The sequence below is a fragment of the Ruegeria sp. AB8 genome (assembly GCF_056542605.1).
Genome location: NZ_JBQGAB010000040.1, coordinates 1 through 20,490, shown reverse-complemented (window position 1 = coordinate 20,490; position 20,490 = coordinate 1). Strand labels below are relative to the sequence as shown.

18 protein-coding genes and 1 pseudogene are annotated in these 20,490 nt (G+C 53.8%); 3 read left to right on the top strand and 16 right to left on the bottom strand.

The window, feature by feature from the left end:
• Window positions 1-435 precede the first annotated feature (435 nt).
• Window positions 436-1,416 carry a hypothetical protein gene (locus ACR0CG_RS22455; RefSeq protein WP_480527639.1) on the top strand — a complete coding sequence of 327 codons (981 nt, stop codon included), beginning with the start codon at window positions 436-438 and terminating at the stop codon, window positions 1,414-1,416.
• Between the two features lie 199 nt (window positions 1,417-1,615).
• Here the strand turns inward: ACR0CG_RS22455 and ACR0CG_RS22450 are convergent, their stop codons facing one another.
• From ACR0CG_RS22450 to ACR0CG_RS22435, 4 genes are all read right to left on the bottom strand, one after another.
• Window positions 1,616-2,506 carry a DUF2950 family protein gene (locus ACR0CG_RS22450; RefSeq protein ID WP_480489541.1) on the bottom strand — a complete coding sequence of 297 codons (891 nt, stop codon included), beginning with the start codon at window positions 2,504-2,506 and terminating at the stop codon, window positions 1,616-1,618.
• A gap of 1 nt (window position 2,507) precedes the next feature.
• The gene (locus tag ACR0CG_RS22445) at window positions 2,508-3,845 is read right to left on the bottom strand and encodes a DUF3300 domain-containing protein (protein WP_170615154.1); all 1,338 of its coding nucleotides are present in this window, start codon (window positions 3,843-3,845) and stop codon (window positions 2,508-2,510) included.
• A gap of 327 nt (window positions 3,846-4,172) precedes the next feature.
• Window positions 4,173-4,478: a hypothetical protein gene (locus ACR0CG_RS22440; protein WP_480527637.1), complete on the bottom strand. Its 306-nt coding sequence runs from the start codon at window positions 4,476-4,478 to the stop codon at window positions 4,173-4,175.
• Window positions 4,475-5,314 (bottom strand): PhzF family phenazine biosynthesis protein, encoded by an 840-nt coding sequence (locus ACR0CG_RS22435; RefSeq protein WP_480527636.1) that lies wholly within the window; start codon window positions 5,312-5,314, stop codon window positions 4,475-4,477. The genes ACR0CG_RS22440 and ACR0CG_RS22435 overlap by 4 nt, the downstream gene beginning before the upstream one ends.
• 123 nt (window positions 5,315-5,437) lie before the next feature.
• Here ACR0CG_RS22435 and ACR0CG_RS22430 point away from each other — a divergent pair, with 123 nt between their 5' ends.
• Window positions 5,438-5,884, top strand: a complete 447-nt coding sequence (locus tag ACR0CG_RS22430; RefSeq protein WP_170678019.1) for an Lrp/AsnC family transcriptional regulator — start codon at window positions 5,438-5,440, stop codon at window positions 5,882-5,884.
• 277 nt (window positions 5,885-6,161) lie between these two features.
• Window positions 6,162-6,919, top strand: a protein-coding gene (locus tag ACR0CG_RS22425; RefSeq protein ID WP_480527634.1) for an IS5 family transposase whose coding sequence is annotated in 2 segments (ribosomal slippage) — window positions 6,162-6,498 and window positions 6,498-6,919 — 759 coding nt in all. Because the reading frame shifts where the segments join, the coding sequence is not laid out codon by codon here.
• A 230-nt stretch (window positions 6,920-7,149) separates the two neighbouring features.
• On the opposite strand, the gene ACR0CG_RS22420 is transcribed toward ACR0CG_RS22425, so the two are convergent.
• From ACR0CG_RS22420 to ACR0CG_RS22365, 12 genes and pseudogenes are all read right to left on the bottom strand, one after another.
• On the bottom strand, window positions 7,150-8,463 hold the full coding sequence (locus ACR0CG_RS22420; RefSeq protein ID WP_480527632.1) for a TRAP transporter large permease: 1,314 nt from the start codon (window positions 8,461-8,463) through the stop codon (window positions 7,150-7,152).
• Window positions 8,460-8,969 carry a TRAP transporter small permease gene (locus ACR0CG_RS22415; RefSeq protein WP_170498579.1) on the bottom strand — a complete coding sequence of 170 codons (510 nt, stop codon included), beginning with the start codon at window positions 8,967-8,969 and terminating at the stop codon, window positions 8,460-8,462. Before ACR0CG_RS22415 ends, ACR0CG_RS22420 begins: the two co-directional genes overlap by 4 nt.
• A gap of 58 nt (window positions 8,970-9,027) precedes the next feature.
• Window positions 9,028-10,041, bottom strand: a complete 1,014-nt coding sequence (locus tag ACR0CG_RS22410) for a TRAP transporter substrate-binding protein (protein ID WP_480527630.1) — start codon at window positions 10,039-10,041, stop codon at window positions 9,028-9,030.
• Between the two features lie 55 nt (window positions 10,042-10,096).
• The gene (locus ACR0CG_RS22405; protein ID WP_480527628.1) at window positions 10,097-10,903 is read right to left on the bottom strand and encodes a DNA-binding transcriptional regulator; all 807 of its coding nucleotides are present in this window, start codon (window positions 10,901-10,903) and stop codon (window positions 10,097-10,099) included.
• 32 nt (window positions 10,904-10,935) lie between these two features.
• The gene (locus tag ACR0CG_RS22400) at window positions 10,936-11,916 is read right to left on the bottom strand and encodes a fumarylacetoacetate hydrolase family protein (RefSeq protein ID WP_480527626.1); all 981 of its coding nucleotides are present in this window, start codon (window positions 11,914-11,916) and stop codon (window positions 10,936-10,938) included.
• The gene (gene mhpA / locus ACR0CG_RS22395) at window positions 11,897-13,384 is read right to left on the bottom strand and encodes a bifunctional 3-(3-hydroxy-phenyl)propionate/3-hydroxycinnamic acid hydroxylase MhpA (RefSeq protein WP_480527624.1); all 1,488 of its coding nucleotides are present in this window, start codon (window positions 13,382-13,384) and stop codon (window positions 11,897-11,899) included. Before mhpA ends, ACR0CG_RS22400 begins: the two co-directional genes overlap by 20 nt.
• A 3-nt stretch (window positions 13,385-13,387) precedes the next feature.
• Window positions 13,388-14,428 (bottom strand): VOC family protein, encoded by a 1,041-nt coding sequence (locus tag ACR0CG_RS22390; RefSeq protein ID WP_480527622.1) that lies wholly within the window; start codon window positions 14,426-14,428, stop codon window positions 13,388-13,390.
• Window positions 14,429-14,876: 448 nt separating this feature from the next.
• Window positions 14,877-16,424 (bottom strand): adenylate/guanylate cyclase domain-containing protein, encoded by a 1,548-nt coding sequence (locus tag ACR0CG_RS22385; RefSeq protein ID WP_480527620.1) that lies wholly within the window; start codon window positions 16,422-16,424, stop codon window positions 14,877-14,879.
• A gap of 6 nt (window positions 16,425-16,430) precedes the next feature.
• On the bottom strand, window positions 16,431-16,796 hold the full coding sequence (locus tag ACR0CG_RS22380; protein ID WP_480527618.1) for a response regulator: 366 nt from the start codon (window positions 16,794-16,796) through the stop codon (window positions 16,431-16,433).
• 18 nt (window positions 16,797-16,814) lie between these two features.
• Window positions 16,815-19,520 carry a response regulator gene (locus ACR0CG_RS22375; protein ID WP_480527616.1) on the bottom strand — a complete coding sequence of 902 codons (2,706 nt, stop codon included), beginning with the start codon at window positions 19,518-19,520 and terminating at the stop codon, window positions 16,815-16,817.
• A complete protein-coding gene (locus ACR0CG_RS22370; protein ID WP_480527615.1) occupies window positions 19,517-20,266 on the bottom strand; it encodes a Tll0287-like domain-containing protein in 750 nt (249 codons plus the stop codon). The genes ACR0CG_RS22375 and ACR0CG_RS22370 overlap by 4 nt, the downstream gene beginning before the upstream one ends.
• Window positions 20,267-20,368: 102 nt before the next feature.
• Window positions 20,369-20,490, bottom strand: a pseudogene (locus ACR0CG_RS22365) (IS5/IS1182 family transposase); the annotation flags it as partial.

Below are 20,490 nucleotides of genomic sequence, written 5' to 3'. Positions count from 1 at the left end.
GCAACCCGCTACGACAGGTGCCCGAAGGTCTTCCTGTCAGCAATCGCCCTTGCAGCACTCGTTATCTATTGGCTATGAGTCCTGACCCTAGGGCGCGGCCACACCATTCTAAAACAACGAGAAAGGATAAAACGAAAAATACTCGAAATCCGGGGCTTGCTTCACCGCAAATCCGACCCATAATCAGATGAACCAGATGCGCCAGATACTCACTTAGCTCAGACAGCCATCTGTCCCAAGATCCCTGACGACGGACAATCACCAGCCGTCAACGCATGAACCTCAGTATTCTGAAAATGAACTGCCAAGAGACCCCTCATTGCAAAAGTAGGATTTGCGGCAACAGGCGCCCTCCGTCGTTCCTTCGACAGACATCCCTGCACGCTAAAATTGTGGTAGGTTGGTCACGAGGACATACTGGCAGGAGGTTTTCCGTTGAAACCGATATCGCTCCGTCTTGCAGTCACGTTCATGACAATTGCCGTCTCGGCAGGTTCGCTGCCTGATCAAGTTAAGGCGTTGTCATCGGATATCCCCGCCTGGTTGCAAAAGCATGTGGGCACGGGCGATGGCCAAATAGCTCCGATCGTCCTGAAAAGGGCGCGGGATTTGTATCAGGAAAAAGTGCGGCAGGGCGTGGTCAGAAACCCTTGCTATCTTGCAAAGGATGCAACCCGGCCCAGTACCGCGCGAAACGGCAATCCGGGACGTCGGTTTTATGTCATCTGCGAGTCTCGGAGATCTTTCCAGGCCGTCTCGTCCGGCTACGGGAATGGGCGCAAACTGCAACGCGCCAATTTCTCGAACGGTCGGCAATGCGCGAAGAATTTCAGCAACGCTGAGGGGTCGAAACTAACCGCTGGCGGATCCTACGTGACCGCCGAGACACGAACATCATTCAAAGGCTATTACAGTCATTCCGGTCAGAGGAAACCGTTCTATCGGACGTTTCTTTTGTTTGATGGCGAAGGCGAAACGAGCAACGCACGGGAGCGCGCAATTGGCGGACATCCTGCCGTTTTCCTGAAGTGGCAATGCCGGTTCAAAAATCCGCAAAGCTCTCATGCGGATGATGACGGCTATGTCCCATACGGAAGGCTCGTGAACTATGCCGGGGGCCGCAGCAACGGGTGCACGACATGGTCGCAATCCGCCTCGAAAGAGATTCTGGCCCTGGTGGAAGGGAACCCGACAACCCTCTACATCTATCCGGAAGGCAAAGACATTAACGCCGTCGCAAAGGCGGTCAAAAAGGGCAAATCGTTATCTGGGGCGGGGGTTTACTGGAACGCCGCCTGTCTACAGGCAATCGGTGCTCCGAAGTTCTGGCCCAAGCGTAGCCTCCAACCCATCATAAACCAATGGAGGGATTCTTTGCCCAAGCAGCCTCCATTGGAGTTGCCGATCTGCAAGTAAGGCGGGCGGGACGAAGGCAACGATACATTGGTTTCGCGGGACAGCGCTGAAGTGCGCGATCCTTTCCCGTTTGTTCGATATGGTCCAGTTGGAGCAGGCTCGTCGCTTGACGCCATCCGGTCGGCATGGTCGCCCACTTTGGGCGACCATCACTTACCAATCGCTTTGCTGCGGCGGGAAGTGCGCCGGAGATCGGCGGCTACTCAACCGGCGACCAGTCCGGGCCGGGATCGTAGATGTTGATATCGGCAGTGGCATCGAGGGTCTCGGGGCCGAAATCGGCCTCGTAAACGATACCGTTTTCACCGACCATGAAGGAATGGATGCCTGTTTCTCCGTAATCCGAAGGCACTGCAAGCAAGGCATGTCCGGCCACGAAGCGATCCCCGACAAAGTACGAGTAGGCTCCGCCAGCCGCATTCGCCCCCTGTTCGTGAAGGATGGTGAAGTAATAGCCGAGGAATGGTTCCGCCTCATAGTCGGTCTCACCGTCGCTCCACCCCGAGGCGGCGGCTCGGGCAAGTGCCGCGCCGACAAAGCTGTCGTCTTCGGGCCAGAAAAGTCCGTTTCGCTCGCCCGGGTCGGAAATGATCGTCTGCGCAAATTCCATGACGCCGTCACCGTTGTGATCCACCAGCCGGAATGCCGCCTGTAGGTCGACATAAGCCTCCAGCAAATCAATCACTTCCAGCTCATTCAAGCCGATTTCCCGGGCCGAAAGTTCTTCGATCCCGGCCTCCAGGTCAAAACGCCAGCCGTCTTCCCCGCGCAGGATTGGAATCGGGAAAGGCCAACTGTCTTCACCCAGCAGAAGAACAACCCCATCATCCTCGGGCTGAAAGCGGTACCCTTCGGCGTACATGCCAAGAACTTCCTGCCTTCTTTGCTGGTCTTCTGCCGGATCTCCCGATCCGACCAAATCTTCGGCTTCAGGTCCGAAAATTTCAAGCAACTTACTCTGATCATTTGCTTTCAGAGCATCTGCGAACGCGTCCAGCGCGCTTTGCGGAGTATCAAACCGGGCGCCGTCAGAAAGCGCGACGCCTGCGGTCGCAGCGAGCAAAACAACTGAAAATACCGATATACGCATCTTACCGTCTCCGCTTGCCTTTGGCGGCGTGCCCTCGCTTGGACGCGCTGTGAGTTCTGCTTCCGGACGCCTTTTTCTTCATCGCTTGCCCCCTGGACGCACTGGGTTTGCGCTGCGCCGTTGCGGCCTTCTTCGCCTGCGGTTTTCTGGCTGTCTGCGGTTTTTGTGCGACAGGCCGTTTCGCCGCATCGGGTCGTTTGGTCCGATCAACGGCCTGTTGTTTTGCAGCGGCCTTGTCCCGGTCGACGTTGCCCCGGTTTATCTGCGGCAACGGTTTTTTCCCACCGCTCCGATTTGCCAGAGCACCACCGGCCACGGCCCCTGCACCTGCGCCAGCCGCAACGGCAGCCGCCGCACGGTCGCGGCTGATGTCCGCGGCGCCGGACTCGCGGCTCAGTTTTGACCGCAATTCATCCGTGCGACCCTCGGGGCGGTTGACCGGCAAATTGCCGCGACCCCCTTCTGGTCTTTTGTGATTGGCGATTTTGTCTCGGGCTTGCTGCTGACGGCCAGGATCGGGTTTCCATCCGATATCCGTGCGGTTGCCCAGATCAATGTTGTTGCCGATGTTGACGTTTCCATCGACGTCAATGTCGATGTTCGGGTTTCTGTAAATCGGGCCACCGCCCCAGCCACCGCAGTTCCGGCACCCCCAATAGCCATACCAATCGTCGTCGTCGTCAAAAATCTCGTCGATCAGGGCGACGGTGCCAAATGTCAGCAGGGCCGCGCCTGCAACGTCCCCCACCGACGGTCCCGTATAGACGGTCTCAGGGTTATACTGCGGGACGTATACGGTTTCCGGCTCTGTCGGTGTAATGACAACCGTGTCTTCTTCCGTCACCTCGACAGTTTGCGCGGGCCCGGACACAAGCGCTCCGCTGTCAATCGCCTGGTCCCGCATGACTTGAACCGCATCCAGCACATCATCGGACTGCGCCAGCATGGCCGTTCCCACCGTCTCGGTCCAATCGACATGGGTGGCCATCTGACCGACGACTTCGGGAAACGCTGTCGCCAAGACACTGACCGAAGGATCCCAGCCCATGGCTTCAATTTCCGGACCAAGCTCGGAGGCGTCTCGGTCGGCGTTGTCCAGCAAATACCGTTCGGCCTTCACGATCTCCAACGGCTGCGTCGCCGCGACCAAAATCTGTATCAGCAGCGTATCAGGATAAAGAGCGACCGGAGCGACCAGGGTCTGCAACTCAGCATCAGTCAGAAGATCGGACGAAGTGGCCGAGGCGTTTTCCGTCGCAGCAGCGTCATCAGATGCCTCTTGTGCGAACAAGGTCGTAGATGCGCAAATACCGAGCGCAAATATTAGATATCTAAACATATTGCGATCCTTCAATTTCTTGAAGGATCACCCAAGACCGCGATTCTGGCAACCGGGCGGTCGAACAGGCATCTGTTTGAGAAAAAACCGTCTTTGGAGGCACGGACCGAAGCATTTGCTTCGCGCAACAAGACTGGCTTGGGCTTGGTCAGATTTTTGGCTGCTAGAAACTGATTTTTGGCGCGGCCGATTTATGGCTGGCCGCCAGACTTGTTGTCTAGTCTTTGTCACCGTCTCAAAGTCATCGTGCAATACGGCCCTTTTGAGTGGGAACAGACCTAGAGTACACGATTAAGTGGCGTGTTGGATCTCAGGGTCTGCCTTTGATCAGAAATCACGAGCGATCCGCCAATACCGATCATTTTTGCGGTGGAAACTACTGAGACCCCCGCTGGTCCAGACAATTGTTGCGCCTGAACCGAGGGGAGTACGGGACGCTGTACAGTGCCAATGGACAACCTGATCCGGTTGCCGGTCCGCAAATGCGCGATGCTCGGACGTCGTGGTCGTGACCTTTCCGTCCGAGATGTTGAAAACGGTGACGGCCTCTAAATAGCCGGTCAACATGGGCACCACGATCATTCGAGTATGAACGTCAAAATGGCTTTGGTTTTCTCTCACCAGTTCGTTCACGTGATGTCCCGTGTCCCGCCAGAAACCCGCACCGATGCACCTTTCGTGTCATCCAGCGAGACTTTGATCAGGGAAGGGCTGCCCATGTCTTCGCCCTGGCGAATGGTGAACCTGCCTCCGTGAGGCCATTGGCGGTCGCGCAGGTAGCCGGCAAAGGCTGCTGCAGCGGCTCCTGTTGCCGGATCCTCCAGGACGCCCCCCGAAGCGAACGCGTTGCGCACCACGAAGGATTGGTTTGCCTCGATGTGGACCAACATCACCGTCACCAGATCATGCTTTCGCATCGCTGCGCGCCCCATGTCCAGATCGTAATCCATTGCCGCCAGTTGCGCGCGATCCTTGAGCGGAAGCACGATGTGGTTGGCGCCGCCGTGGATATGTGCAGGTGGAAGCCGCGGATCGAGCTCTTCCGATGTCAAACCAAACAGCGCCATTACGTCCTGTTCTTCCCGTTCGGTCATCTCACGGCTTTTCGTGGGCGGCGACGACAGTGTTGCCATCATCCCATCGGAAGTGGCCTCGGCATCCACGGAAATCGTAGCGTCGTTCAGAACGAGCGTGTAGGCGCCAGCCCCGTTTCGCTCTCCCAAAGCCGCGCCGAGGGCGATTGTGGCGTGACCGCAGAAAGGCACTTCGGATTCCGGCGAGAAATAACGCACACGCCATGTTTTGCCTTCTGCGTCCTGCGCTGTGGCAAATGCGGTTTCCGAATACCCGACTTCGGCCGCGACCTGTGCCATCTCGTCTTCGCTGACCGTGTTCTGCAACAAGACCACTCCTGCGGGGTTTCCGCCTTCTGATCCCTGACTAAAAGCTGCAATTCGTTGAATATCCATCTGTATCTCCTGTTTTTTCTGAACAGGAATCTAGCTGACCGACAATAGAGTTGTCCCCGCAGCGTCGATTGCGGTTCAGGCTAAACTCTTTCGTTTCATTGCTCGTTGCGATAAAGTTCCTTCATGTCGAAAGAACTGGATCAGACAGACTGTCAGATTGTTGAGATCCTCGAATCTCGTGGCCGCACCAGTCTTGCTGACATTGGCAAGGAAGTGGGCCTTTCGGGCCCTGCGGTTGGTGAAAGGTTGCGTGGCTTGCTGGAAAACGGCTTCGTTACCGGCTTTGGTGCGCGGATAAATCTTCGCAGCTTTGGTTACGCAATTCAGGCGCTTGTGAGGATCAAGCCGCGCAGCGGTCAGCTTCATATCGTCGAAAGAATGATCGAAGACCAACCCCGCTTCATGTCCTGCGACCGGGTCACCGGCGACGATTGTTATGTCGCCCGGTTGTTGTTGAAAGATGTGGCCGAGTTGGATGAGATTCTTCTGCCCTTCCATGACAGGGCGGAAACCAACACTTCCATCGTGAAGTCTTTCGTTTTCGAACCCAGGCTGCCCCCTCTGGATTAGTCGGCCATCGAGGTCAAAATCGCCGGTTCGGAAGCTTGGCGACCAGTCATTTCCTGAACGCCCTGACCTCTTTTTAATGTCGATGGCTTTCCAGACAATGACACATATCGGCCGTGCGGCCGCAATGCGGACGAAGCGGTCGTTGCGCTGTTTAATTCATTCGATATTATGAATGAAATGCCAGGTTGGATGTCTAAATTGGCAGACGGGCTAGGGTCAGGACCCATTGATTTCCGCGTGGCTGCGTGAGTCACGGTTCGAAAATCGAGCGGTGACCATGTCTGATCTTTTTTGGCTGACGGATGCGCAGATGGCGCGTCTTGAGCCTTTCTTCCCCAAGTCCCACGGCAAACAACGCGTTGATGATCGACGTGTATTGAGCGGCATTGTCTTCATTAATCGCAATGGGTTGAGATGGCGCGATGCCCCTTCGGCGTATGGCCCACACAAGACGCTCTATAACCGTTGGAAGCGGTGGAGCGACAAAGGCATCTTCGCCCGGATGATGATGGGATTGGCGGCTGATCACGGCGAGACGAAAACTGTGATGATCGACGCCACCTACCTGAAGGCTCATCGTACCGCAACCAGTTTGGGCGTCAAAAAAGGGGGCGTGGACGCCTGATCGGTCGCACCAAGGGCGGCATGAACACCAAGTTGCATGCCATCTGCGACAGCCGGGGACGTCCGCTCAACCTGTTCATCACCGCCGGTCAGGTCAGCGATTACATTGGTGCGCAGGCACTGCTGAGCGGCCTGCCGGATGGCGATTGGCTGCTCGGGGATCGTGGCTATGACGCCGATTGGTTCCGGGAAGCGTTGAAAGACAAAGAGATACGCGCCTGCATCCCTGGCCGGAAGCAGCGGAAGAAACCGGTTAAGTACGACAAGCGTCGTTACAAACGGCGCAACCGGATCGAGATCATGTTCGGCAGGTTGAAGGATTGGCGGCGTGTGGCAACCCGCTACGACAGGTGCCCGAAGGTCTTCCTGTCAGCAATCGCCCTTGCAGCACTCGTTATCTATTGGCTATGAGTCCTGACCCTAGAAGCGCCCGTATGGCAGATACAAGTTGACGTTTCGAATAACAGAATCGAAATAGGTTCTATCAGCCAATGCAGACATTCGCGCAGCCGCAGCGAACGAACGTTTTGGTCCCCAAAATTGGTCGTTAATGGCAAGTACGGCGGATGACCGCATTGAGCCCAAAGTGGACGACTTGAAAAGGCAGTTTCACACTCAGAAGCAAGCCACTAGGGGTGGGCCTACATCGAATTTGGTAGAAAAAGTACAAGCCAAGGAAAAAAGACGATTATCAGGAGTCGAAGGATATCTACTGCCCAGAATGGGGTGACTCCTCTGAAAATTGTAGATGTGGAGACATCCTTAACAACACCCTTTAGCACAAACACATTCAAACCGACTGGCGGGGTGATCAGGCTGATCTCGGTGACAACGACGACGACAATACCAAACCAAACTGGGTCAAATCCGAGGCTGGTCACAACCGGAAAGAAAATTGGTACCGTAAGCAAAAGCATCGACAGGCTTTCAAAGACGCATCCGAGAAGAACGTAGACCAGCAGGATCAACACAATGACCAGAATGGGTGACAAACCTTGAGATAGAACGAAGTTACTGAGCGCTTCAGGTAACCCGGCGAGATTGACGAAGTTCGAAAAGATCCACGCTCCGATCAAAACCGCAAACAGAGTCGCTGCAGTTTGCACAGTTTCAATCAAAACCTGCATGGCCGATGAAAAACTCAAGGTCCGTCGAGATAGGGCGATAAAGAAAGCGCCAGCAGCCCCCATTCCCGCGGCTTCTGTCGGAGAAAACGTTATATAGAAGGGCCAGACATCCAACACACCATAGAGCCCGCCAATCACCAGGAAGAACAGCAGGAGCACCGCCCAGATATCCTTGAGCGACAAAAGCCGCTCTCTCCAAGAAACCCTTTCACCCGCCGGTCCAGCATTCGGGTCTCGGACCACCGAAAACCGGACGGCCACCAGATATAGCAGAACGCCCAGAAACCCCGGCAAAACGCCGGCGATAAACAGCTTTCCGATGCTTGTTTCTGTCAACAGGCCATAGATGACAAGGATTACCGAGGGCGGTATCAGGATGCCTAAGGTGCCGCCCGCCGCGATTGAGGCCGTCGCCAAACTGTCTGAATACTTGTATTTTCGCATCTCAGGCATGGCGACCTTCGACATTGTCGCGGCTGTGGCGAGTGAAGAACCGCAGATAGCAGAGAACCCTGCGCAAGCCACGATCGTCGCCATAGCCAATCCACCGCGCATATGGCCGAGAAATGCGTAGGACGCGCGATATAGCTCTTTGGAAAGGCCACCTTTGTTCACAAAGAGGCCCATCAGGATAAAAAGAGGTACCACCGACAAACCATAATCCTGAGCCGTGTCGATTATCAGTCGGCCCACCATCGAGATAGCCGCGCGAAACCCGCGTAACTCCATAAATCCAAGAAAGCCAATGAGCCCCATGGCAATTGCAATGGGCATGCGCAAGAAAACGAGTACTAAGACCGCCCCCAGCCCCAATAACGACAAAGTCATTCGGAGGCCTCGTTTTTGAGGAACAGGCGCACAACACTACGCGCCAGAAAGGCAATTGAGGTAAGACCAACAAAGATCGCGATAAACCATCCGACATAAAACTGTGGTAGCTTCAGGTACTCTGTAACGTCGCCATATTGACGTGACCGTTCCGCAAGTTCCCAAACCCGAATTGCCGGCCATATCAGAACGATCCCGCATATCGCATCAATCAGGCTGTCACGCACCAGGGCCATTCGTGCGCTGAAGAAAGGGTCAAGCAAGTCCACAACGATGTTCTCACCTTTCCATGACACCAGAGGTAAGGCAGAAAATACGATGACTGCCATAAAAAGCCGGGTCAGTTCGGTCGCACTTTCAATTGGATTGTCCAAAGCGCTCCGCAAAATTACGTCCAGGAACGTCATGCACATCAATACGAATAAAGTGCCCGCTGCGATCCATGTCGGCAAATGAATAGCAACGTACCAAGGATTACGCAGCCTCTGTTTCTGAATGTAAGCCATGCCTGCCTCGCAAAACTGCGGTCCCTTTGCTTGGGCCCGCAGAATCTCTTTTTTGAGTTCAGTTGCCCGACATCTGCTTGGCAATGAAGGCTTGCACTGCAACTGCGTCGATTCCCTTGTCAGACACCTCGGCAAGAACGTTTTCGATTATCGGGCCTGTCATTTCGTTCCAGGCTGCGACGTCAGCTTCGCTGGCTTCCGTCCAGGAATTGCCCTCATTGCCGTCAATGGTTTCGATGCCGATCCGGTCAATCTCGTCCCACATGCGCCCGGCCACCTGAGAAAGCGCTTCGCCTGCTATTGTATCCAAAGCAGCACGATCTTCGTCTGACAGGCTGTCGTATTTGTCCTGATTCATCACGATTGCAAACGAGCCGCGATAGAACCCACCGGGCACAGAATAACTGTGCGGGGCAACCTCAAACAGCTTGAAGCCCGCGCGGGCCTCCATCGGCATCATGACACCATCGGCTGCCTTGGATGCCAATGTTTCATAAACTTTCGGTGCTGGTACCCGGATACCGGTAGCACCGAGCGCTGCGCCCACGTCACCTGAAACCCCGCCTCCAAGCCGCAGCTTCATGCCAGATATATCATCCAGCGATGTCACCTTGGTTTCGGAATGCAGGATGCCGGGACCGTGGGTCATCATTGCAAGAACCTTTACCCCGTCATGCTCGTTTGCCGTGGCAAGATACTCTTCATATGCACGCCAATAGGCCACCGATGCGGCCTCGGCATTGCCTTCGTAGCCAGGCAGTTCGATCATTTTGGATGCCACAAAGCGCCCGGGATTGTAGCCGTGAAAAATCCACGTGACATCGGCCACCCCGTCTAGAATAAGGTCGAACTGCGCTGGCGGCGCCCCCAATCCGTATTTCACCTCTGCGCTCACACGACCATCTGAGGCCTCTTCGAGCATTTTAGTAAATTCAGGCCAGAGCTTGGCGTTCATGCCATGCGTTGGCGGCGCCCATGATGAGATTGTAAGAACAGTATCCTCAGCCCAAGCTGCGCCTGCCGTCAACGAAATTCCAATGGTCAGCACCGTTGATCTGATGAGATGTTTCATGATTCCTCCCAGTTTTTCTTAAACCTACCGCTTCCGTGGAATTGCTTACTGTGTTTTAGATCTTTTTGTCCGCTTGGTGGACAGGTGTGCCTTGCGCCATTTGCGCAGCTATCTGCTGGGCCAAGTCCTTCATTGGGCCGGCATAACGGTTTATTGCTTCTGTCATTGAAAACGCACTGGCGATCCAAATGATGGATAGGCATCCAAGGACACGATCCTCACAGATGATTGGAACCGCCAAACTTGATGTGTCGGGTCGAAAAGTGCGTGGACTACGCGTCGCGTATCCTTGTTTGCGGTATTGAACGAGGCGAGAGGCAATCCAGCTTTCCAGCAAAAATCGCTCGTCTTCGGGGTCGTTATTGTTGCGCAGCAGGTCAAGAATGATGCTTCTTTCCTTGTCTTGCAAGAAGGCCAGAAAAGCTCGCCCAGCCGAAGACCTGAGTATCGGTAAGGATAGTCCGGCCATGTTCCGATCAATCGAGAACAAACTGCGCCAATGCGTGGTTTCTTCGATGACCATGTGCATATCTCGGTAAACCGAAAGATCGAGCGGCCATGAATGTAAGTCGGTGAAATCTGCAAGGCCCGGGCTTGCGACACGGCACAAGTCCGAGTGAGCAGCATAGTTGCCGCCCAGACCGGAAGCACGAGGTGATACTCTAACCCGGGAGTCGGATGCCGACATTAGAATGTACCCTGCTTCCTCCAGAGTGTGGAGCAACCGATAGACCGTTGGTCTCGGCACGCCAATCGCAGCAGCGATTTCGGCAGGCTTAGCCGAACCCTGAATGTTCACGAACCGTAACAAGTCCAGACCGCGTAACAAGGCACGAACGCTGGGTTGGTTATCTGCCGCCATCCTTATCCTTCAAACTGTCCTGTTAAACATTCTCAGGTGGCGACGACCTTTTGGTCAATAGCACCGAAAATGGACTGGCCAGATGGATCGTGCATCTCGAAGCGGACTGTATCCCCAGGCTCCATAAATCGTGTCTCTGCCTTACCATTGGCGATGGTTTCGATCATCCGCTTTTCGGCAAGGCAGGACGATCCGACACATTCATGATCGGTGTTCGACACCGTACCCGATCCAATGATGGTGCCTGCGCGCAATTCTCTGGTCTTTGCGGCATGTGCAATCAACTGTGCGAAATCAAAATTCAGATCGATACCAGCGGGAACCTTGCCAAAGGATTTACCGTTGTACACAGTTTCGAGCGGCAGGGTAACTTTTGCTCCGGTCCAGTATTCACCCAATTCATCCGGAGTGACGCAAACAGGCGAAAACGCACTCGCAGGTTTTGACTGATAAAAGCCAAAGCCCTTGGCCAGTTCAGGTTTCATAACATTGCGCAACGAGACATCATTGCACAGCATGATCAGTTTGATGTGGCCAGCCGCCGCCTTGGCAGAACATCCGATAGGCACGTCATCGGTAACCACGGCAATCTCGCCCTCAAAGTCCAGTCCCCAGTCCACGTCAATGCAGGGAATGTCATCGGTCGGTGCCAGAAAATAGTCGCCGCCCCCCTGATACATCAGAGGATCGGTCTCGGCTCCGGGGGGCATGTCAGCACCGCGGGCTTTGCGTACCAAGCGCATATGGCTGAGATATGCACTTCCGTCAGCCCATTGATACGATCTCGGCAACGGACTGGCCAATTGGTCCGCGTCATAGGCCATAGTCTCGATCTCATTTTGTTCGACCAAGTCTGAGATCTTTTTCAGCGCGCTGGCCGAACTTTCCCAGGTTTCGATCGCTTGCTGCAACGTTTGCGCAACTGATGCCGCAGATGCCATTCTGGTAAGGTCTTTTGACACGACGACAAGTGATCCATCACGACCACCGGATTTAAGTGATGCCAGTTTCATATCTATCTTTCGTTTTTTTCGGCTTAAAAAGGGACAGGGCTTGTTCTGGAAGTTCCAGGAGGGTTTCCGCGACAGCCGCGACGTACCGGTCGGGTCGCACCCAGACGGCGTTTGTTCCAATATCTGAGAGCACGGCGTCCAGCTGGGGGTGATCACGCGCATTAAGTGCGACAGCATCATCGCTGCATTCCGGCATTGAGGCGCGGCTGACAAGAAGGTGCTTGTGTCCAACAGCATCGTCCAGCAGCTGTCCGTCGGTATCAAGGTGCACTTGGGGAAAGGGACGCCCGACATAAGGGTTGTTTGTCTGCACCTGCAACAGTGCGCTCTGACCAAGCTTGGGCGCAATAGATCGCATGGCACCTGAACGCGAACTGTCTGCAAGTTGCAGGGCACTTTCCCGATCAAGCGAGTTGATCAGGCCGCCCAGACGAACCGCAGTTTCAACATAGCTGCGCGCGTGGGGCTGTCGTTCATCCTGATAGCTGTCAAAGAGCATCTCTTCATCGCCGCCATTGAGTGCTTTGACGAGCTTCCAAGCCAAATTCGCGGCGTCTCGAATACCGGTGCACATTCCTTGGCCCATGAAGGGTGGCGTCAGGTGGGCGGCATCTCCGGCAATCAGAACCGGTCCCTTTCGCCAGATTTTCGCGACCTGTGAACGGAACGTATAGACAGCACTGCGCTCAATCTCGGCGTCGTCAGGCGTAATCCACCGCGATAGCAGATCCCAGAGACTCGAATGTTCCATTATTTCGGCGTCGGTTTCACCGTCCAAAGCCATGATTTCCCAGCGGCGGCGAATACCGGGGGCCCGGCAATAAGTCATCGGTCGGTCTGGGTCGCAGAATTGAATGGAATGATCGCCAAGCTCTGGCATTGGATGTTTGAGACGCAAATCGACAACCAGCCAGCGTTCTTCAAACCCCAGATCTTCCATTTCGCTGCCGATCCAGCGACGCACGGACGAATTGGCCCCGTCGCAGCCAACAACGTATCGAGCTTCAATGGTGGACTTGCAGTCGTTTGTCTTATCCAGTGCGGTTAACTCTACGCCATTCCCTGTGGGTTCAAGATTTACTACGTTGTGAAGTTCCAGCGTGGTGGCCGTCGGGGAACGCGCCAGTTCGGCTCTCAACAGCGTTTCGAGATCAGGCTGATGCAATCTGTAGCTTGCGTGCCACCCATGTTTCGTAACGTTCTGCGGTCTTGGCCAGTCCAGCAGCAACTCATTGTTTTCATCGACGAACTTCATGCCCGGGTTGATGTGCACCAGCTTAAAAAGCGCGTCAGCTATCCCGACGGTCTGGAAAACGCGCATCACTTCGTCATCGAAGTGCACGGCGCGGGGCAGATGGTACATCTGGCCTTCGCGATCCAGAACCACAACCGAAACACCGCTTTTGGTCAGGAGGTTGGCAAGTGTCGCGCCGGTAGGACCAAACCCGATAATCGCAACGTCATACATCGTTCAGACCTCGGGGACTTGTCCGTAGAGCCACGGGCAATTCACAACGTTAGGTGCCCGATGCCCCGCGGCTGCGGTTGCCAATCGCTTATCCCGAAAGGCGGCGCGTTCCTGTTCGTTCAGGTACAGCCGTTCGTGGCCCCAAAAGCTGGGCCCGACATTTGTTTCACATGCCTCCCAGGTGGATGGGTCGATGATCCTCCCGCCCCAACCGCTTTCCACGAAAAAGCCCGACGGCGTATGGGCATAAAAGCTTGTCATGTAATCATTTGTGTGCCGCCCTAATGTGTAAGCGATTTCGGCAAGACCAATTTGCGCCAGGTCATATCCCTGGCCCACGTCGTCCAAATTGTCGTACTCCACCATAAAGTGATGAAACCCTGCCTGCCCTGACCCAACGATAGCAAAGCTGTGATGCCGGCCATTGACATGAAAGAAGTAGAGAGGAATTGGCTTCAAGCCGTAGTCGCTCAAATGAAAGCCAAGAACGTCGCGATAGAATGGCACAAGCGCTTCGGCGTCGGACACATGTAAAACAGCGTGCCCCATGCCATATGGGCCGGTCTTGAAACCCTCAATTGGTCGACCCGGGATAAAGGGATCTGTTGTTTTCTCCGGCTTCCAGACGAACTCAAGACGATTCCCGGCAGGATCGACACATGTAGTGATTTCCGTCACATAGCGGCGATCGGCCAGTCCGCGATCCCCTGGGGTCACATTGTGCCCCGCCGCCTCCAGTTTGGTGGCAAGCCTTTCCAGGTCAGACTTCTCGCCAACCTCCCATCCGATGTAGGCCAGAGTATCGCCGGGCTCGTCTGATATGATTAACCGCTGGCGCTGATCATCCATCCGAAACGCCGTATTGCGACCCCCGTGATCCAAAACCTGCATGCCCAGCATATTGCCGGCGAACTGCCGCCAATCGTCTGACTTGTTGGAACGAATACCGATGTAGCTTAGCGCGGTGATCATACTAATCTTCTCCCGAAGATATTGCTTCCCCAATTCACGGTAATAAGCATGCCACAAAATACTTTTGTCCATCAGATGGACAGGAGGGACAGCAATGTTCCGCCTGGCTGGCTCCTTTAATTTGGATGCTCGTCTTAGACTACCAATAAACTACAGCTCAGAAGAAGCGAACCGTGCTCTGTCGTAGTGCAGCAATGCTCTACTAACTTGGAGCGAATATCGCTGACGGCCGCCGCAATTAGAGATGGATAATTTATTTTCCCGAGGCCCAAAAAAGTTCGAACGCCTTCGGCGATTAAGTTCCCATCAATTCACCCGAAGCATACGGCAGCTTTGTCCGCATAGCGGTCGCTCGCGATATGCAGGCGAATGCCTGCACCGAGCCCAATGCGGACATAGCCAGGTTCTGAAACTCGGTCATGCGCTTTTCCAGCGCAAATTGAGTTGAAGCGCCAAGTCCCATATCAATGCATCTATCAAACGGCCGATTTGACCAATGTGCAAAGCCTCATCTCGTACGTTAAGCTACGAAGTAGGATGTTATCTCGCCCACCCCCTTCACAAAATGAGTTTGCGGTTCCGCTTTGGGCAAATGGTCACCCAGCGCGTCCTTGGTTTGGGCTGAGATGTGGATGTGACCCGACCTGCCTGTAGCTTCGAGGCGGCTGGCAAGGTTCACTGTTTCACCCCAAACATCATAAATTGATCGTTTTCGCCCGATCAGTCCAGCAATGACAGGCCCGGTATGGATGCCTATGCGGATTTGCAGGCCCGCACTACTAATTGCGCTGTCAGACATCGTCCCGAGGATATCTCGCGCAAAGTTTACAGCCGCATGGGCATGGTCCTCCCGATGTAGAGGGATACCCGATGCCGCCATGTAAGCATCACCAATCGTCTTGATTTTCTCGATTCCGTGATGGGTGGCCAGGTCGTCAAAAGCAGTAAACAAATTTGACAGCTCGAGGATTAAATCGCCAGCGTCCATGCGGGCCACTAGCGGTGTAAACTCTACGATATCAGCAAAAATTATGGTGGCGCCGGCGAAACGATCAGCGATGTTTGTCTCGCCATTGTTTAGTCGTTTTATGACCGGCGCGGGCAGCATCGAATGTAGCAGCGTGTCGGCCCTGTCACGTTCGTATTTGATCTCATTCGTGTATGCTAATTCCTTTGCGCGCCAGCGACTGCGTTCCATACAGGCATCGACGCGTGCGTGCAGCAACACTGGGTCGATAGGTTTTGGCAAATAGTCTTCAGCGCCTACACTGATGCATTTGGCGATTGCGTCCGTCTCGTTAAGGCCCGAAACCATGACCACGGGTATTTCCCGCCAGGACGGGTCTTCTTTCATTCTTTCCAGGACTTCGATTCCATTCACCTCTGGCATAAGAATATCCAACAGAACAAGGTCGAACCCTTCGCGTTTCAGTGACACGTAAGTTTCCCTGGCTGACCCGACCGACCGCACGCTGTGTCCTTGGCGCTCCAGCAGCCGGGTCAGGATTTCGCGATTGGCCGCCTCGTCATCAATAACCAAGATATGGCCAGTCAAGACTTCGCGATTGACATCCTGGATCGTAAGGCTGCGTTCAAGGCCAGCTGCCATTTCCTCGTCCCTGTTGCAGTCCTCCGCGTTATTCTGAATGTCTGAACCATCGATGGTGCTGTCTATCTGAAGTGCCAGCTTACGAGCCTCATTCAGGATCGCGTTTATGTCCCTGCAAGCGGAAGGCTCGAGATCAACCTCGAAATCATCCAAGACCATTTCTGAATAGCCAATTATTGCATTGATCGGCGAGCGCAAATCATGCCTTAATTTCGCCTGAGCGTCTTTGTCGGTGGAAACTTGGTGCACTCCTTTACCCAAAACTTCGACCATCTGAACAAGGTTACTGGCAGCGACACCGATCTTCTGAAGATCGTCCAGCGCGGCATGTGGCCCAGTTCTGCGTACTTCCTCGATCAAAAGGCCATGAAATCCTACAATCGCCTCCGACGGACCCTTGAGGTTCTGGGAAATGCGGGTGGCTAGTGCCAACTTATCCTTTCGGTTCTTTGAAACCATGCCGTGCTACCTGTCCAGTAGTTTCTCGATGATTTCCAGCAACCCAGGTAGTTCAATAGGTTTGGTATAGAAATCATCGCAACCCGCATCCATGGCTTTGTCGCGATCACTTTGCATCGCATGGGCCGTCAAAGCGACAACTGGGATAGCTTGGGTGTCTGGGTTTGCTTTTATCTGTCTTGTCGCCTCCCACCCATCGATTACAGGCAGGCTCATGTCCATCAAAATTAGATCCGGTTTGTCCGACAGAGCCTGCTCAACGCCTGCCTGACCATCGCGAGCGGACACGGTTTGGTAGCCCTTTCTCTGCAGCCGGCGCGACAGCATGTCGAGGTTCATATCGTTGTCTTCTACAATAAGTATCTTCGCCATCACCTTAAACTTTCTGACCTATGAATAATCTTGTAGTTGGCGCTTTAGTGCAGCAAGTAGATCGCCTCGACCCGTATCGCCTTTGCGAATGACTTCCCCTGAATGGGCCTTTAGCCAATCCAGTTCGTCCCGCGAAAGGTCCTTGGACGTTGCTACGATCACCGGCAAATCTGCGAGTCCATCGGTGGCGCGAACTGTTTTAAGAACATCGAAACCATCCACATTTGGCATCATGATGTCTAAAACCATCAGTGTTGGCCTTTGAGATTTTAATTGGCTAAGTGCACCCTTACCGTCGGCCGCTTCTCGCACTGTCCAGCCATTCCGCGTCAATATACGGCGAAACAGGTTTCGTGTAGACATATCGTCGTCAACGATCAGAACGTCCTTGTTGCGTCCAGAGGCGATTGCGTCAAGCGTTGCGACAAGCCGTGCTGGATCAATCGGTTTAATCAGGTGTTCTATCGCTCCAAAGGCGAGGCCCATGTCGCGATCCGCAACAATCGTGGCAAGTACAACCGGTATCTCGCACAGCTTTGGGTCTGCTTTGAGTTCCTTCAACATCGACCAACCGTCGCGTTCAGGCATAATAACATCTAGTATTATGACGTCGGGCCTTTGCTTGCGCGCAATTTCTATGCCAGCCATTGCGTTCGGTGCTATCAAAACACTGTATCCTTCCTCACGCACGATTTGAGCAACTGCGTTCCTTGCGTCTTCTTCGTCATCCACTATCAGCACACGGCCCAAAGCAATTTCGGTGGACGCTTCACTATAATCGTTAACCAAAGCGGAAACAGCTTCGTAACGTGCGGGGATTTCGAAAGAAAAAGTTGATCCAACACCCTCTTCGCTACTAACTTTAATGTTTCCGCCCATCATGCGGGTAAATTCCTGCGCAATAGCGAGGCCGAGCCCAGTGCCTCCGAAATTTCGTGTGGTAGACTGATCAGCTTGGACGAATGCCTGAAAAAGCTTGTCGCGTTGTTCCGGAGTCATTCCGATACCTTCATCTCGCACCGAAAATCGAAAAAAATCCGTACCGTTTTTCTGAAGTTTAGAGACGATAAGCTCAATACTGCCACTTTCGGTGAACTTTGCAGCGTTGGACAAAAGGTTGAAGAGGTTTTGTCGAAGCTTGGTTTTATCGGTTTCGATCTCGTCAGTGTCATCCAGATCAATTGAGAGAACCAGTTCGTTGCTATTCTTGCTCACCAGTGGCACGATCGTCGAGGCAACTTCGTCCAATAATGGCCTAAGCGCAAAGCGTTCTGGGTACATATCCATCTTGCCCGCTTCAATCTTGGACAGGTCCAGAACGTCATTGATAAGCGACAGCAGGTGCCGCCCAGATGCCATGATCTTTTCCAGATCGTCGGTAGCTGTCTCGAAACCCATTTCCTGCGCATCTTCTGACAACATTTCGCTATAGCCGATGATTGCGTTCAATGGAGTGCGCAACTCGTGACTCATGGAAGCCAAGAACTGGCTTTTTGCTGAGCTGGCGGCGATCGCCTGCGCGTTGGCTTCTTCAAGTTGTTCCTGTTTAGACTTTAGATCAGATATGTCGCTATAGATAGCGACCGTACCCCCGTCGGGCGTCTTGCGTTTCGACACCTGAATCCAGGCGCCGCCCAATAGAACTTCCTGGCGATACCCATCAGGTCTGTGATGTCGTGCAAGCCGCTCGCTAATCCATTCTTCGTCAGGTATATCGTTAGTTTCAACTGATTTTCGCTCTAATTGCAGCCGCAAAATGCTTTCCAACCGCGTGCCGGGCACAAGAACGTCTTCCACATGTGTGAAAATGCGGCGGAACCGATCATTGAAGAGTATGAGTTGGTCTTCGTTGTCAAACAGCGCAAATCCATCTGGAATTGTTTCAATTGCTGTCAGAATGGTATTGCGCTGCGCACGCGCCTCCTCTTCTAATTCGCGTCGTTTGTCCTGACTGTCTCGCAGCGCCCTCAGCGCCTGGGACATCCGGCCTAGCTCATCAGGGCCTTCAGGCGGTAGCGCAACATCGCGTTCACCGCGGATCAGGCCTGAAATCGCGATGTTGATTGCATGCAGTGGTACAACGATCGACCTCAGAGCACGCCATGTAAGAAGCGCTCCCAAAATCACAATTACAATACATGCGATGATCGCTCGGTTCATCGCAGCCCTGGCGGCGACAGTTGCTTCATTTCTGGTTTGATCAGCGCGTTCAGACAGGTCTTCTACCAATTGTGTCAACGTTTTGTCGACTTCGTCGCTTGCGACACGGGCCTGAGCGAGCAATTTGTTTCCCAGCACCCTGTTCCCATCGGTGTAGGCATCGGCGGCACGCATAGAAGTTTCGTGATAGGAATTTGCCTGCTCTTGTACAGAAGCTGCAGATTCGGGTGCAAAAGCCGCGAGTTGTTCGAGGCTGCCTTTGAGCTTCGCACTCGACTCATTGGCGCGCCGTTCCGACAGGGTCAGTAAGCTTACAGAAAGGTCCGTCAACCAGTACCTCATTTCCCCAAAATGACGGTCTGCCTGGCCTGCAACTTCCAGTCGGTGAAACTCAGTATTTGCATCTTGTATTCGGGCCTTGTTGCGCGCCAAGTCGTAGACCATCACGATGGTGCTAACAACCAAAGCGGCCAACAATAACGCGGACAATGATCCGATGCGTACCGGAATAGTGTTTTTGGACACCCATCCCCAACTATCGTTCGCGCCGGATTTTTGTTTCATTTAAAAAGCGTTATGCTAATTGCGCCGGCAAGATCACCAAGTTGCCCACCTTCTTTGGGAAAACCGGTCACGTCAGTTTCACCTGCTGGCGATCCGTGGCAAGAAAGGCAAGATTCAGAATAATATTCCGGGATCAACATTCGAAATGCGAGTGTTCCGGAAGCGTCAGTTTCTTCGAAAAATGGTTGCCCCGCGACCCAGGAAGAGTTCTTGAACTTTTCCTCGATAACCGAGTTTTCCCAAGTGTCAGGACGGGCCATGCGATTGCGCACAAGTTCCGAAGGCGCCGTTACCTTGACCGTGGCAGATGTACCGATTTCATCCGCGAACTGTTCATTTACCAATCGAGCAAAAACCGCTGGAATAAATCCTTTGAACGCCACTCCCTCTGCGTTTATTAACTCTTGGTTTGCGTCGATTACCGTGACCATAGCGTTCAGCTGCGTTTCCGTCAGTTTACGCTCCAATGGGTCCAGTCCGTCATGTAGCGGGAGTTCTCCATTGGCTGCCACGTACGCTTCAATTACTTTCTCATAAAATACGTCGCCGGAAAGGCCTTTGTCAGTAATATCTGGATCGTTGATCAATTCCTGGCTGTTCGAAACCACGCTTCTGCCGGCCCTTAAAACTGCCGCTAATCGGTTGCCTGTTTCAACTTGTTCTGCGGTTTGCGCTGCAACTCCATCTGAACTAACAGGATAGAATAAACTTATAATGACTGCTGTTCTAATTATTGGGTTTTTCAATGGAGCAACGCCTCCGCGCAAAGTCGAGTGCAATGACAATACGCTACAGTAGCAAAAATTCTTTAAACTGTCTTAGGAATTTGGTTCGACTAGGGTCAGGACTCATAACCAATAAATGACGGTTGCGGCGAGAGCGATGGCGGAGAGGAAGACCTTCGGGCATCTGTCGTATCTGGTCGCCACACGCCTCCAATCCTTGAGGCTGCCGAACATGATCTCGATGC

Bases quoted from the DNA above. Each gene is read 5' to 3' on its own strand.
- ACR0CG_RS22450 (WP_480489541.1), bottom strand. From the start codon at position 2,506: ATGCGTATATCGGTATTTTCAGTTGTTTTGCTCGCTGCGACCGCAGGC.
- ACR0CG_RS22445 (WP_170615154.1), bottom strand. From the start codon at position 3,845: ATGTTTAGATATCTAATATTTGCGCTCGGTATTTGCGCATCTACGACC.
- ACR0CG_RS22435 (WP_480527636.1), bottom strand. From the start codon at position 5,314: ATGGATATTCAACGAATTGCAGCTTTTAGTCAGGGATCAGAAGGCGGA.
- ACR0CG_RS22430 (WP_170678019.1), top strand. From the start codon at position 5,438: ATGTCGAAAGAACTGGATCAGACAGACTGTCAGATTGTTGAGATCCTC.
- ACR0CG_RS22420 (WP_480527632.1), bottom strand. From the start codon at position 8,463: ATGACTTTGTCGTTATTGGGGCTGGGGGCGGTCTTAGTACTCGTTTTC.
- ACR0CG_RS22415 (WP_170498579.1), bottom strand. From the start codon at position 8,969: ATGGCTTACATTCAGAAACAGAGGCTGCGTAATCCTTGGTACGTTGCT.
- ACR0CG_RS22410 (WP_480527630.1), bottom strand. From the start codon at position 10,041: ATGAAACATCTCATCAGATCAACGGTGCTGACCATTGGAATTTCGTTG.
- ACR0CG_RS22405 (WP_480527628.1), bottom strand. From the start codon at position 10,903: ATGGCGGCAGATAACCAACCCAGCGTTCGTGCCTTGTTACGCGGTCTG.
- ACR0CG_RS22400 (WP_480527626.1), bottom strand. From the start codon at position 11,916: ATGAAACTGGCATCACTTAAATCCGGTGGTCGTGATGGATCACTTGTC.
- mhpA (WP_480527624.1), bottom strand. From the start codon at position 13,384: ATGTATGACGTTGCGATTATCGGGTTTGGTCCTACCGGCGCGACACTT.
- ACR0CG_RS22390 (WP_480527622.1), bottom strand. From the start codon at position 14,428: ATGGACAAAAGTATTTTGTGGCATGCTTATTACCGTGAATTGGGGAAG.
- ACR0CG_RS22385 (WP_480527620.1), bottom strand. From the start codon at position 16,424: ATGGTTTCAAAGAACCGAAAGGATAAGTTGGCACTAGCCACCCGCATT.
- ACR0CG_RS22380 (WP_480527618.1), bottom strand. From the start codon at position 16,796: ATGGCGAAGATACTTATTGTAGAAGACAACGATATGAACCTCGACATG.
- ACR0CG_RS22375 (WP_480527616.1), bottom strand. From the start codon at position 19,520: ATGAAACAAAAATCCGGCGCGAACGATAGTTGGGGATGGGTGTCCAAA.